This window comes from Planctomycetota bacterium, assembly GCA_035574235.1.
Lineage (GTDB): Bacteria > Planctomycetota > MHYJ01 > MHYJ01 > JACPRB01 > DATLZA01.
The window spans coordinates 1-13,884 of record DATLZA010000099.1 but is presented as its reverse complement, the minus strand read 5'-3'; the positions used below and the strand labels follow the sequence as shown (position 1 = coordinate 13,884).

The window sequence follows — 13,884 nt, the reverse complement described above, 5'->3', positions numbered from 1 at the left end:
CGCTCAGCGCCGGGGGCGGCGGTTCAGAGTGTAGTAGGCTTCCCCGTGAAGAAGCGGCGCGCCGTCCTCCGCCCGCACGCCGCGCAGGTGGATTTCGTAGATCTTCCGCTCGACGAGCTCGCCCAGAACGAGCGCCACGCGCCGCCCGTCCTCCGAGACGCGCGCTTCGCGCACCGCGACGGGCGTTACGTCCGCTTGCGGCGACCCGTACGTCGCGTGATACAGGTAGTGATAGCGCTGGATCGAGTACGCTTCGGGCCGGGCGGCCACGGCGCGGTCCGCAGGCCGCGTGAAGCGAAGCTCGAAGCCGTCGGGACGCGCCCGCACGTCCAGGATCTCGAACGGAACCCTCCCCGTCCAGGTCACCCGCTCCAGCCCGAACGGCCGGCCGCCCACCGCTCCGAAGCCCCGGTCCGTCTGACCTACCCAGAGAACGCCGTCCGGCCCCCACGCCAGCCGGTTGTTGCCGGACTGGAATCCCGATCGGAACGGAAAGCACGCCCCTTGAGGTTCGCCTTCCACCGTTTCGAGCGCCACGCGGATCAGAATGCAGCTCGACTGGTCTCCCACGAAGAACTGGCCTTCGAACGGACCGAACTTGCCTCCCGTGGCGTCCACGAGCGGCTGGGAAGGAGAACGTCCCAGAAGACCGTGGGGGAACTGCACGGCCGGAAGCGTCCGGCGCGCGTCGAGCTCCTCGAGCGTCGGGCTCTCCGCCCGCCCGGCCATCTCCGGATCGGAGGACAGGCTGTGCGGATGCCCGTAGAAGGCGCCGCGGCGGATCGCATAGAGCGCCGAAGTCCCCACGTATTCTCCCTGGTTGTCGGTCACGAAGAGCCGTCCTTCCCGGTCGAATCCCAGCCCGTTCGGCGTTCGCAGCCCGGAGGCCCAGGGGATGAACTCGCCCTCCGGCGTAACCTTGAAACACCAGCCCAGATACCTCCCCTCCCGAGCCCCCTGAGCCGCCGTGGCGCCCCAGAAATTTCCTTCCGCGTCCCGGATCGGACCGAACGCGTACGCCGTGGGACGGGCCACCGGGTTCCATCCCCGGCTGAGGGCCTCGTAGAGATCGGCGACGCCGTCGCCGTCCGTGTCCCTCAAGCGGGTGAGCTCCGTCCGCTGCACGACCGCCACGTCCGCCGGATCCTCGGCCCAGAGGCCCAGAGGCTCGTGCAGACCCGAGGCGAAAAGGGACCATGTCCCGTCTTTCATCTTCCAGACCTCGCCGCGGCGCGTGCAGACCAGGAGCGTGCCGTCCCGGGCGAACATCATCCCCCCCACCTCGAGGACAAGCCCCGGCGGCAGGCGCACCGTCTCCAGGCGGTAGTAGTACGGCTCGCTGGCGGGCGTGGGGAAATCGGCGTCCAGGAGCCGCTCCAGCTCGATCCGCAGCTCCGGGCTCAGCCGGGAGAGCGAAAAATAGACCTCCGACGGGCCGCGGACTTCGATCAGCAGGTGATTGACCCCCTTCCGCAGCGGCAGGCGGAAATCCAGCCGCTTCGAGGGCAGAAGGTGCGTGCTCTTGTGGGTGGCCAGGCTCACCGGCTCGCCGTTCACCCAGCAGTCCCAGTCCCGCTCCGTTCCGATCGTGACGGTGGCGTCCAGGGCGCCCTCCGCCACCACAACGCGATACCACGTGGTCGCCGTCGCCGGCCGGTGCGCCGTTCCGTCGGCGTATGCCGAGCCGTCCGTCCAGCGCCCCGTCCGGCCTCCTTCCAGAGGAACTTCGGCGGCCAGGTCGATCGCGCCGCTCCGCGCGGACAACGCCCGGATTCCCCCCCGGACGTTTCCCTCCAGAACCTTCCAGGGTTCCAGGCGGACCTCCGGGATCTCCGCGAGAGTCGCCCGGAGCGACGCCTCACGGGTTTCCTCGCGCGTGGCCCGCCGCTCGTAAACGAGATCGGCTCCCTGAAGCGAGAGAGCGATCGCGAGAAACGCGCTCACGGCTTCTCCTTCTCGATTTTCAGGCGGAACGTCGCTGTCGTCCCGAGGCGCAGCCATTCGCCTTCCAGGGTTCCCTCCGAGGGCGTGAGGCGGACTCCGGCCGGCCGACCGACCCGGAATTCCACAGGTTCCCGGACTCCGGAAAGCGTGAAGTGCAGCTCCAGGCCGGACGGCAGGGAAGAAACGCTCTGCCGGATTTCAACGCCGTCCGCTTCGTACCGGAATTCCGGGTGTCCCGCGACGAGGACGTACCCGCGGAATCGCGGTCGGGCGACCGGCCGTCCCCCGAAGTGGAACGGGAAGCCGTCGGGTGCGGTATAGAAACGTTTCCCCCCGGGAATGGCCGGCAGGCCCCCGCGGCCGCTCCAGGCGGGCGTCATGTCGAGGAAGTCTCCCATCCAGGCGTATCGAAGGGAGCAGGATTCGGCGTCGAAGCCGTAGGACACTCCGCCCGGCAGTCCCACCGCGATTGCCGCGGGAGAAGCGTCCGGAAGGTAGGTGCGCAGGACCACGGGCGTTTCGCGCACGACAACGAGATGCGAATGGGCCGCCTCGATGCCCTCCGGAAGCGGCATCTCTCTTCCGGCGGCCAGGCACGCCCAGAGGAGGTCGATCGCGCGCTCCGCCTCGGCCTCCGGGACCGAGGCGAAGAAGTTCGGCATCGACGTGCCCGGCTGGAGGCGGATCGGATCCCGCATCCAGCGGCGGAACCAGTCCTCGCGGAGACGCGCGTACATTTCGACCATGTCCGGCCCGCGCGTGCCGAGGGAGGCGTGGCCCTTGAAGTCGTGGCACGTGATGCACGAGAGACCGCCCCGGCCGCGGCCGATGAGGCGGATGCCCTCGCGCACTTCCTCACGGGTCGGCGTCCGGGGCGGGTCCTCCGGGCCGGCTCCGGCGGCGGCCGGCAGCGCGCCGGCGAGGCGGCGGAGACCCTCGCCGAAGTGGGGCATTCTGGCCTCCATCCAGGGCCGGATGCGCTTGCGGTGAAGCAGCACCGCTTCGATCCAGGCGGGACGGAGCTTGAGCCCGGCGTCCGTGAGCGCCGGCGGATAGGCGTCCAGGCCGCGGGGGGTCGAATCATGGAGCGCATGGCAGGCCGTGCACCGGTAGGCGCGCACGGCCTGGGAGAAGGCGTGAACGGGCGCCTCGGAGCGGTCCGGGCCGGCCTTGAGGGAGGACAGGAAGGCGCCCAGAGCGCGACGGCGTTCCTCGTCCAGGCCGTAGCGGGGCAGGCCGGGGCCCGGCTCCGGCGCCAGACATCCGCGGCCGTCCGCCAGAAGGGTCAGATCCGGCGCCCGGGAACGGTTTTCGGTCCCCTCGAGCGGGTGACAGGACAGGCACCCGCGCGTTTCGACGAGCCGGCGGCCCCGGGCGGCGTCGCCGGCGGGAGGCGCGCTCGCCTCGACGGCCGGGTGGCGCGACGCGGTCAGGTGTTCCGCCAGGAGCGAGGCCTCGTCTTCGCTCAGGAGAAGGGACGGCATCCGGCCCGAGGGATTGACTTGGAGGGGATCCCGAAGGTAGTCCCGAAGCGTGCCGGGTTCGTATTTGGATCCCAGGCCGTCCAGCCCGCCCGGATGGCATTGCGCGCAGCCGATCTTTCCGAAAAGCTCGCGTCCCCGGGCGGCGCGCGCCGGGTCCGGCGGCGGCATCGGAGGGGCGGGCCGCGCCTCGCGCCGCTGCGCCAGGAACGCCGCCACGTCGGCCGCCTCGCGGCGTTCGAGCATCGCCGGCATCGCGGCGTCCGGTCGCAGCGCCCGCGGATCTTCGATCCACAGGGCCAGCCACCGGGCGTTCGTGCGCGAACCCACGTGCGTCAGGTCGGGGCCCCGCCGGGGAACGAACCCGGCCGACTCGGTCCGATGGCAGTTGATGCATCCCAGCTCGCCGGCCAGGTCCCGTCCGCGTTCGGCGAGCGTTTCCTCCACGGGCGGATCCTCCCGGCGCACGAAGGCGGAGGAAGGGATGGGTTCCCGCCGGAAGTGATCGGATTCCCACTCGACCCGCAGCCGCGCCGGGCGGCCGGGCTCCCGCTCGAAGTCGATCCGCAGTTCGTGAAGGCCCGCGGCCAGCTCGATCGGGCCCTCCGACGCATCCCGGCCCGCGACGCGGATGCGGGCTTCGCCGGAGAAGACGTAACGGCCGGCGCGCACGATCTTGAGGCAGCCCCGCCACGTCGCGCGGAAGGCCGGAGAGAGGCGGGGATGGAGGGACTCGTTCTCCCGGAGCGTGAAGTTCGGAACCGGCACGGCGAGAAGGACGCGGCGCTCGGCATCCCGCGCCTCAAGGAGAAGGCCGGGCTTTTCCGCCTGCGCGGCCAGAAGGAGCCCGAGGAGCACCGGCATGGGCGCTATCTTACGACACCGCCTCCCGGAAAGCGCTTTTTCCGGAAGCGTTCGTGCGGTCCGGCGCAACGGGGACAGAGGACGGCGTGTTGATACAGGGGTGAGGTTTCTCGCTCTTGTGGCCCTTCTGGCCGCCGGGGAAGCGCTCCCCGCCGAGGACAAGCTCAACTTCGTGGTCCTTCTGGCCGACGATCTCGGCTGGGCGGATCTGGGATGCACAGGGAGCCGCTTCTACGAGACGCCGCATCTCGACCGTCTGGCGGCCGGCGGGGTGCGGTTCGCGCAGGCCTATTCCGCCTGCACCGTCTGCTCGCCCACGCGCGCGGCCCTCCTGACGGGCCAGTATCCCGCCCGGCTGCGCGTGACGGACTGGATTCCGGGACACGCGCGGCCCAAGGCCAGGCTGCGGGTGCCGGACTGGACGAAGCACCTTCCGCTGGAGCAGGTGACGCTCGCCGAGGCGCTCGGCGCGGCGGGCTACGTCTCCGCCTCGATCGGCAAATGGCACCTGGGCGGAGAGGCGTACTTTCCGGAGAAGCACGGATTCGGCGCGAACCTGGGCGGCAGCCATCGCGGCCAGCCGCCGAGCTATTTTTCGCCGTACGGGATTCCGACGCTTCCGGACGGGCCCCGGGGGGAGTATCTGACCGACCGGGAGGGGGAAGAAGCGGCCCGCTTCATCGAGCGGAACAAGGATCGGCGGTTTTTTCTCTATGTCCCTTTCCATGCCGTGCACACGCCGTTGCAGGCGAAGAAGGAGCTGATCGAGAAGTATCAGCGCAAGGCGGCCGCCGAGGGGAGCGGACCCTTCAAGCCCGTCTACGCGGCCATGATCGAAAGCCTCGACGCCGCGGTGGGACGCATCCTGGAGGCGCTGGAGAAGTCGGGAATCGCCGGCCGCACGGTCGTCGTCTTCACCTCGGACAACGGGGGACTCGTCTCGAGCACCTCGAACCGGCCGCTCCGGGCCGGCAAGGGTTCCTGGTACGAGGGCGGCGTCAGGGTGCCCCTGATCGTTCGCGGGCCCGGGATCGGACCCCCGGGGAGCGTCCTGGAAACGCCCGTCATCACGATGGACCTTTATCCCACGCTTCTGGAGCTTGCCGGTCTCCAGGTTCCGGCCGGGCGGATCGTGGACGGGGTCAGCCTCGCGCCGCTTCTTCGCGGATCGGGCGGACTTTCCCGCACCGCCCTCTTCTGGCATTATCCGCATTATCATCCGGGGGGCGCGACCCCCTATGGGGCCGTGCGCCGCGGGGATCTCAAGCTGATCGAATCGTACGAGGACGGAAGTCTCGAGCTTTACGACCTGGCGCGGGATGCGGGCGAGAGCGAGAATCTGGCCGGACGGCGGCCGGACGCGGCGCGCGAGCTTCGGGACCTTCTGGCGGAATGGCGCCGGTCCGTCGGCGCGCAGATGCCGTCGCCCAATCCGGACTACGACCCTGGGGGACCGAAATGAACCGGTTCGTTCTGATCGTGCTCGGGGCTGTCGCTTCCTGCTCGGCTCCCCCGCCGGACCGGGCGGACGCCGGCGCCCGGCCCAACATCATTCTCATCCTGGCCGACGATCTGGGCGTCCACGATCTGGGCTGCTACGGGCGCACCGAGCATCGGACGCCGAATCTCGACCGCCTGGCGGCGGAAGGACTGCGGTTTACGTCCGCCTACTGCGCCCAGCCGATCTGCTCGCCGTCGCGGGCGGCGATCCTGACGGGGAAGGCGCCGGCGCGCCTTCACCTGACCACGTTTCTTCCGGGCCGTCCGGACGCGCGGTCCCAGAAGCTGCTGCATCCGAAGATCCGAATGGAATTGCCGCTGGAGGAGCGGACGCTCGCGGAGATTCTGCGGGAGGCGGGCTGGGCCACGGCGGCCCTCGGCAAATGGCATCTGGGCGGTCGGGGGTTCGGCCCGGAAGCGCAGGGGTTCGAGGTCGTCTTCGCGGGTCGCGGGAACACGACGCCGTCGGCCGCGGAGGGAGGCAAGGGGGAATACGAGTTGACCGCCCGGGCCGAGACGTTCATCCGCGAAAACCGGTCGCGCCCGTTTTTTCTCTATCTCGCGCACCATACGCCGCACATTCCGCTGGCGGCCCGGCCGGAGCGCGTCGCGGCCTTTCGGGAAACCTTTCATCCCGTGTATGCCGCCATGATGGAGACGATGGACGACGCGGTCGGACGGGTCCTGCGCACGGTGGAGGAGCTGGGCCTTCGCGAGCGGACGATCGTCCTTTTCACGTCGGACAACGGCGGCCTGCACGTGCCCGAGGGTCGCGACGACGCTCCCACCCACAACTCGCCGTACCGGGCCGGAAAGGGCTTTCTCTACGAGGGGGGGCTCCGCGTGCCGTTCCTGGTCCGCTGGCCGGGACGGATCCCCGCCGGCCGGGTGCTGGACGAACCTTTCGTCAACACGGATCTCATGCCGACGCTTCTGGAGCTGGCGGGCGTGAAGGCGCCGGACGGTCTGGACGGTGTGAGTCTGGCGGGGCTCTGGACGGGCCGCGGGCGGCCGGCGCCGCGCGTCCTGGCGTGGCATTTTCCGCACTACACGAACCAGGGAAGCCGTCCCGCGGGGGCGATCCGGGAAGGGAACTGGAAGCTCGTGGAGCATTACGAAGACGGCCGGGTGGAGCTTTTCGACCTGGCACGGGATCTCGGGGAAGCCGACGACAGATCCGCCCGGGAAGCCGCGCGGGCGGAGGACTTGCGGCGGAAGCTGGCGGATTGGCGCCGTTCGGTGGGGGCGCAGGAGAATGCGCCCAATCCGGACTTCGATCCCGCCCTTCACCGCGTTCTCTACGAGGAAACGGACGTCTCGCGGCTGCGGCCGGGGGCGACCGCGGCCGAGATGACTCCCCGGCTGGCCGCCTGGCGGCGGGCGATGGACGCGGCCGCGCGGCGTCCCGACACCGCCCGATGACGGGCGCTCGAAGACGAACCCGGAGGCATTCATGAAGCGATTCTTCGGAGGGGTTCTGGCCGCGGCGGCGCTTTCTCTGGCGCCCTCGCCGCAGGATCCGCCGCCCCCCAACATCGTCCTCGTTTACGCCGACGATCTCGGGTACGGCGATCTGGGCTGCTTCGGAGCCGTGCGCGTCCGCACGCCGAACGTCGATCGGCTGGCCGCCGAGGGATTGCGCTTCACGGACGCCTATGCGCCGTCGGCCACCTGTACGCCCTCCCGGTACGCGCTTCTGACGGGCGAGTACGCGTGGAGGAGGAAGGGGACGGGCATTCTTCCGGGGGACGCGGCCCTTATCATCGAGCCCGGGAGGCCCACACTGGCTTCGATCCTCAAGGAGGCGGGGTACGCGACGGGCGTGGTGGGAAAATGGCACCTGGGGCTCGGCTCAGGCAACCTCGATTGGAACGGAGAGATCCGTCCGGGTCCGCTCGAGATCGGATTCGACTACGCCTTTCTCATGCCCGCGACGGGGGACCGGGTGCCCTGCGTCTATGTGGAGAACCGGCGCGTCGTGGGATTGGATCCGTCCGACCCGATCCGGGTGAGCTACGCGCGGAAGGTGGGCGACGAGCCGACGGGGAAGGAGAATCCCGAGCTTCTCCGGATGAAGCTTTCGAAGGGGCACGACGGAACGATCGTCCGCGGCATCAGCCGGATCGGCTTCATGGCGGGCGGGAAGGCGGCCCGATGGGTGGACGAGGACATGTCGGACGTCTTTTCCCGCAAGGCGGTGGAGTTCATGGAGCGCCACAAAGACCGTCCCTTCTTTCTTTTCCTTGCCGCCCACGACATCCACGTGCCCCGCGTTCCGCACCCGCGCTTCGCCGGGACCAGCGGCTGCGGGGTGCGGGGGGACGTGATCCATCAGTTCGACGCGCTCGTGGGGGAGGTGACGGCGGCGCTCGACCGGCTGGGGCTGGCGCGCAACACGCTCGTCCTGGTGACGAGCGACAACGGGCCGGTGCTCGACGACGGGTATGCGGACCGGGCCGTGGAGGATCTCAACGGCCACCGGCCGGCGGGCCCGCTGCGGGGCGGAAAGTACAGTCTCCATGAGGGCGGCACCCGGGTGCCGCTGATTGCGCGGTGGCCGGCCCGGATTCGGCCCGGGGTGTCCCGCGCCGTCGTGAGTCAGGTGGACTTGATGGCGAGTTTCGCGGCCCTGACGGGCCGGCCGCTGCCGGCTTCCGCGGGGCCAGACAGTCTGAACGTTCTGGCGGCGCTGGTCGGGGAGTCGAAGGAGGGGAGGGACCATCTGGTCGTGCACGCGGGAGGCCTGGCCCTCCGCAAGGGAGCCTGGAAATACATCCCTCCGCAAGGCCCCAGGCCGGGCGAGCTCTATAATCTTGAGGAGGACCCGGGAGAGACGAAGAATCTGGCTTCCGAGCGGCCCGAGATCGCCTCCGACCTCGGGGCCTTGCTCGAGAAGATCCGGGCGGCCGGACGGTCGCGCCCGTAGAAACGCGGAGGAGTCATGAATCGATGGCTTGTCGCGCTGGTGGCGGGGTGGGCGCTTCAGGACGGCCGACCCCCGGAAGGGGCCGTCGTGCTGGATGCCTCGCAGCTCGTTCATGAGGACGGAAGGCCCTGTGCGTGGCCCGTCGCGGACGGGGTCCTGGAGGTGGGCAAAGGCAGCGTGATGACCCGCGAGACGTATCAGGATTTCGTGCTGCACGTCGAGTTCTGCATTCCCCCTTCGCCGGAAGGAGCCAAGGATCAGGCCCGCGGCAACAGCGGGGTCTACCTTCAGCGGCGCTACGAAGTGCAGATCCTGGATTCCTGGGGCGAGGAGCCGCGTCCGAACGGCTGCGGATCCCTCTACAAGCAGCGGGCGCCGGACCGGAACATGTCCCGCAAGCCGGGCGAATGGCAGAGTTACGACATTACCTTCAGGGCCGCCCGGTTCGACGCCTCCGGAAAGAAGATCGAAAACGCCCGGATTACGGTCGTCTGGAACGGAGAGAAGGTCCACGACGACGTCGAGCTCAAGGATAAAACGGGGGCCGGGAAACCCGAGGGTCCCCAGCCGGGGCCGATCCTTTTCCAGGATCACGGCGCGAAGGTGCGCTTCCGGAATCTCTGGATCAAGCGGCTGTAAGACCTGCGGGCCGCGCGCCTCTGGCGCAAACGTCCCGGGCGCGCTACCATGGCGCCTCCGAAAGGAGGAGGTGCCCATGAACCTGAGAGGCCTGATTCCCGCCGTTCTGACCGCCGGACTCGGATGCGCCGCCTCGGGCTCCGGTTCCCCCGCGGACGGCCCGATCGAGACCCGCACGATCGAATATCGCCACGGAGACGTTCTCCTCGAGGGGTATTTGGCCCTTCCGCGGGGGGCGTCCGGCCGGCTTCCCGGCGTCCTTGTCTTTCACGAGTGGAAAGGGCACAACGAGTACGTCCGGCGCCGCGCCGAGCAGCTGGCGCGCGCGGGTTACGCGGCCTTCGCCGCCGACATCTACGGAAAAGGCGTGACCGCCAAGGACCACCAGGAGGCCGCCCGCCTGGCCGGAATGTACAAGAGCGACCGCGCCCTCATGCGGGGCCGCGCCCGCGCCGCCCTGGAGGTGCTCGCGCGCCATTGCGATCCCGCGCGCGTCGTCGCCATGGGATACTGCTTCGGCGGCACCTGCGCCCTGGAGCTGGCCCGCAGCGGCGCGCCCATCGCCGGCGCCGCCGCCTTCCACGCGGACCTCGCGACGCCCCATCCCGCCGACGCGCGGCAGATCAAGGGCAGGATCATCGCCTTCCACGGCGCCGACGATCCCTTCATCAAGGACGAGGCGGTTCTGGCCTTCCAGAAGGAAATGAGGGACGCGGGAGTGGACTGGCAGTTCGTTTCCTTCGGCGGCACCGTTCACAGCTTCACCGTCCCGGAGGCCGGGAACGACCCGTCCCGAGGCGCGGCCTACAGCGAGAAGGCGGATCGGCGGTCTTGGAAGATGTTCCTCGATTTCGTCGCCGAGTGCGTCCGTTGACCGAAGGGAGCCCACGCGGGCGGCTCCTTCCGCTTTAGACTCTCGGAAGCGTTTTGGGGAAGGAGCCGCCCATGGTCGCCCTCGCCTTCGTTCTGGCCTCCCTGGCCGCGCAGGAGTCGCCGGGCCCCCGCCAAGGCGCCGTCCGCGTGGCGGCGGTCTCCCCCGCGGCGCGGTTCGTCGATCCGCGCCTCGAGGCCCGGGAGGAAATCCTGGCGGCCGTCGACCGGAATCTCGCGGCGCTCGAGAGTCTGGTGGACCGGGCGGCCGCCGAAGGGGCCGCGGCCGTCGCGTTGCCGGAAGACACGCCGGGATTGGGCCGGTGGGAGGACGCACGGCCGGAGCGGTTGCCCGAGATTCTGCCCGAGGCGGTCCGCCGGATGCTGGAGCGGCTCGGCCGCGCCGCCGCGCGCCATCGCCTGTATCTCGTCTGCTGCAGCGACACCTTCGAGGAAGGGGCCGTTTCCAACACCGCCTTCCTCCTCGGACGCGACGGCCGCGAGATCGGGCGCTACCGCAAGGTGAATCTGCCGCTCCAGGAACAAGACAAGAGACGCGGCACGGAGTTTCCGGTGTTTCCCACGCCGGACCTGGGCGCCGTGGGGATGCTGATCTGCTATGACATGGTCTTTCCGGAAGCTCCCCGGTGCCTCGCCCTGGCCGGCGCCGACATCATCTTTCATCCGACGCTCGGCGGAGCGGCGATCGGGGACGCCGACATCAGCCGGGCCGCCTTCCGCACCCGAGCCGTGGAGAATTTCGTCTACCTCGTGGTCGCCCACCGGGGAGGAGGATCGCTGGTGATCTCCCCGCAGGGACGGATCCTCGCGGAAGCTCCGGGTCCGGACACTCTGGCCGTGGCCGACATCGATCCCTTCGGTGGACGGGAAGGGGGCGACGCGTTCAACCGCCAGCGCGACATGCGCGCCCGCCTCTTCCGGGAACGCTCCCCGCAGGCCTTCGGCATCCTGACCGACCCGGATCCGCCCGTGCTGGCCAAGGCGCCCCTGCCGGTCCCCGTCGAACGCGTGATCCGGATCGCCCGCGCCGCCCATGCCACGGGGGACGAACGGTATCGCCGGGCGGCGGAGCTCCAGCGGGAGGGAAAGCGCGAAGAGGCGATCCGCGCGTTCGAGGCGCTTCGGGAGGAATTTCCGGGGACGTGGATCGAACGCGCCGCCCGCGATCGGCTGAAGGAACTGCGGCCCTGAACGGACGCTACTCGCGGACCTCGAAGTCGTCCAGAAGCAGGCGCGCCTCCGGCGGGCCGTCGAAGGCGAGCCTGAAGTTGTTGAGGACTTCGCCCTCCAGGGTCGCCTCGTTTCCGGGCGCTCCGGCCCGGAGATCGCTCACGCGGATTTCCACGGTTCTCCACTCGCCCTTCCGGAGGCCCGTGATGGAGAAGCGGGCGTTGTCCCGGAGGCGTTCGGACCAGATCAGCGCCGTCGCCGCGCCGACATCCGCCGTCGGCCGCAGGCGGAAGCGAAGCGACGTCGTCTCGCCGGCGCGGACGGAGTAGGCGCCCCACACTTCCGTTCCGCCGGGGGCCAGTTCCAACGATCCCTCGGAGACGCGGCCGCCGCGGAACCGGCCCGGGCCCTCGTCGAAGCGCTCGGCGAAGATCACCCGTCCGGGGGACGGAGGCACGATGTGCCCGGTGTGGAGCGCGCTTCGCGAGGGAACGGCGGCCTTGCGGCCGTTCCGGGGACGGCCGCGCACCGGTCCGATGTACTCGGTGGCCAGCACGATGTCGTCGAACCAGACCTCGTAGGCGCGCGCGCCCGGATCCGGGTCGTTGTTGTGCCGCGGGGTCCGCTCATCCACGTCGTACTGGAGCCAGAAGGCGTTCAGCTTCAACCGGTCCGTGGACCTCCAGCGGATTCCCCGGAATTCGCCGGCGAGCCGGCCGTCGATCCAGAACGCCTGCTCGCCGTCGGCCGCGTCGGGAGCGGAGTTGGCCTTGACCCGCGCTTCGACGCAGATCCAGCGGCCGCGCTCCACGGGAGTCGGCTCCGGCGGCATGAACGAATTCCCCCAGTAATCTCCGCGGCCGTCGGGCTTCATCTCCTGCCAGTAGCTGTAGAAATTCCAGACTCCCGGCGGAGCGTCCTTCCCCCAGCGGCTCCAGGGCTCGAGGTTGCTGAGGAAGTGCGAATCGCCCGGGGGCCGGCGTCCCGCCCAGCCCTTGGGCCACGGGGTCGGCGAGCGGTCGGCGATGAGCGAGACGAAATGGTGCACGTATCCGTGGCGCTCATGGAACTTTACGTAGAATCGGGCGTGGAGGACATCGCCCGGCCGCACGTGGGTGAAGAGATGCCCGCCCCGGCAGCCCGGGCCTTTGAGCCCCTCGGGCCCGGCGACGATCCGGAGCGAGCGCGATCCCGGCGAAGTCTCCGCCACGTCCCCGGAAAGGCTCATGTGCTCCAGGAAACGCGCGTTGCTCCACCGTTCCGCGATTTCGCGGAGTTCGCCCGTCTCGAAATCCTCCACGAAGAGGACGCGCGGGTCCTTTTCGATCCCTTCGTCGCCCGGGTACTCCGCCGCGATCCCCGCTCCCTGGAGAATGGCCGCCAGGATCGCTTTCGTCATTGGACCTCCACGATCTCCACGTCGTCGAAATAGAACCTTCCCTCTCCGGAGACGGCGATGTTGAACCACGTGAGGGGATCGCCCGCAAGAAGCGCGGAGGACCGGTCCGCCAGGCGGTAGAACTCCTCCAGCGGCGCCTCGACGGCCTCCCAGGCGCCCGCCGCCACATGAGGCACGTCGTAGCGGAAGTTGTCCCCGGCGCGGGCGTTGAAGAGCTGGACCCAGATCGCCCCGCCCTTTTCGGCGAAGTAGCGGAACCGAACCCGAAGGCCGGGCCGGGCGGCCGTTCCCGCGTCCGCGCGGCGAAGGTCGAAGTGGAGGCCGGGCGTCCCCTCCAGGCAGAACCGGTTGAGCCCGCGCGGCGGGCCGGGCACCACCCGGCCGCCGTCGAACGGGGCGGGCCGGCGCCCGTCCTCGAAGGAGAAGCGAAGCCGGACCGTCTCGGGCGGCCGGGCGAGCATCTTCCAGGCCAGGGCCCGGTCGACGTCCACCGCCCGGGGCTTCCCCGGGGCCGCCGAGCGCCGCACCGCAAGCCCCATTCCGGCCGCAACGCGCGCCTCTCCTCGATCGTTCGAGACGACGACCTCGCCGGCCGCGACCAGGACTTCGGTGACATCCCCCTCCTTCACCGCGAACTGAGTCCCGGTCACCCGGACGAGCGCGTCGCGGGTGCGGAGGGCGAAGCGGCGTCCCGGCGCGGGGGGGACGTCGCAGAAGACTTCGCCCTCGTCGAGGAAGAGTTCGGGCGGGGAGGCGCCGGCGGCGCGAATCCGCGCGCGGGAACGAAGCGTGAGGGCGGCTCCGCCGGCCAGCACGATCCGCGCCGGGCGCTCGCCGGCGCGGAGCGACACGCCCAAGTCCCATTCCGGAAGGGCCGGAGCTTTCTTCCAGGATTTGCCGTCGCCGATCTCGACGGTTCCCTCCAGGCGGGCGACCGCGAGGAACGCCCGCGCGGGCTGCGTCGGACCGGGGGCGGGAGGAGGCGGGGGCGGCGCGGGCGTCCGGGGCGGAGGCTCGGGTGCCGCTTCCTCGCGCCGCTCCGGGGCGGGGGGCGAGGGTGGGGCGGGCGG

Annotated in this window: 10 protein-coding genes; 6 read left to right on the top strand and 4 right to left on the bottom strand. The window is 70.2% G+C overall.

The window, feature by feature from the left end; translation table 11 throughout:
- Positions 1–3: 3 nt before the first annotated feature.
- Both VNO22_08330 and VNO22_08325 read right to left on the bottom strand, forming a co-directional pair.
- Positions 4–1,944: a hypothetical protein gene (locus tag VNO22_08330; protein ID HXG61366.1), complete on the bottom strand. Its 1,941-nt coding sequence runs from the start codon at positions 1,942–1,944 to the stop codon at positions 4–6.
- Complete coding sequence (locus VNO22_08325; GenBank protein ID HXG61365.1) at positions 1,941–4,289, bottom strand: c-type cytochrome; 2,349 nt, start codon at positions 4,287–4,289, stop codon at positions 1,941–1,943. Before VNO22_08325 ends, VNO22_08330 begins: the two co-directional genes overlap by 4 nt.
- A 100-nt stretch (positions 4,290–4,389) precedes the next feature.
- Between VNO22_08325 and VNO22_08320 the strand changes: the two genes are divergently transcribed.
- The 6 genes from VNO22_08320 (at position 4,390) to VNO22_08295 (ending at position 11,436) form a co-directional block, all read left to right on the top strand.
- Positions 4,390–5,751 (top strand): sulfatase, encoded by a 1,362-nt coding sequence (locus tag VNO22_08320; protein HXG61364.1) that lies wholly within the window; start codon positions 4,390–4,392, stop codon positions 5,749–5,751.
- On the top strand, positions 5,748–7,211 hold the full coding sequence (locus VNO22_08315) for a sulfatase (GenBank protein ID HXG61363.1): 1,464 nt from the start codon (positions 5,748–5,750) through the stop codon (positions 7,209–7,211). The genes VNO22_08320 and VNO22_08315 overlap by 4 nt, the downstream gene beginning before the upstream one ends.
- A gap of 31 nt (positions 7,212–7,242) precedes the next feature.
- Positions 7,243–8,715: an arylsulfatase gene (locus VNO22_08310; GenBank protein HXG61362.1), complete on the top strand. Its 1,473-nt coding sequence runs from the start codon at positions 7,243–7,245 to the stop codon at positions 8,713–8,715.
- Positions 8,716–8,730: 15 nt separating this feature from the next.
- The gene (locus VNO22_08305; protein HXG61361.1) at positions 8,731–9,354 is read left to right on the top strand and encodes a DUF1080 domain-containing protein; all 624 of its coding nucleotides are present in this window, start codon (positions 8,731–8,733) and stop codon (positions 9,352–9,354) included.
- 76 nt (positions 9,355–9,430) lie between these two features.
- Entirely contained in the window at positions 9,431–10,228 is a 798-nt protein-coding gene (locus VNO22_08300; GenBank protein HXG61360.1) for a dienelactone hydrolase family protein, read from the top strand.
- Positions 10,229–10,299: 71 nt separating this feature from the next.
- On the top strand, positions 10,300–11,436 hold the full coding sequence (locus tag VNO22_08295; protein HXG61359.1) for a carbon-nitrogen hydrolase family protein: 1,137 nt from the start codon (positions 10,300–10,302) through the stop codon (positions 11,434–11,436).
- A 7-nt stretch (positions 11,437–11,443) separates the two neighbouring features.
- Here the strand turns inward: VNO22_08295 and VNO22_08290 are convergent, their stop codons facing one another.
- Together VNO22_08290 and VNO22_08285 are read right to left on the bottom strand one after the other, a co-directional pair.
- The gene (locus VNO22_08290) at positions 11,444–12,814 is read right to left on the bottom strand and encodes a hypothetical protein (GenBank protein HXG61358.1); all 1,371 of its coding nucleotides are present in this window, start codon (positions 12,812–12,814) and stop codon (positions 11,444–11,446) included.
- A partial coding sequence (locus tag VNO22_08285; protein HXG61357.1) for a FecR family protein occupies positions 12,811–13,884 on the bottom strand: 1,074 nt, incomplete at its 5' end. The genes VNO22_08285 and VNO22_08290, both read right to left, overlap by 4 nt.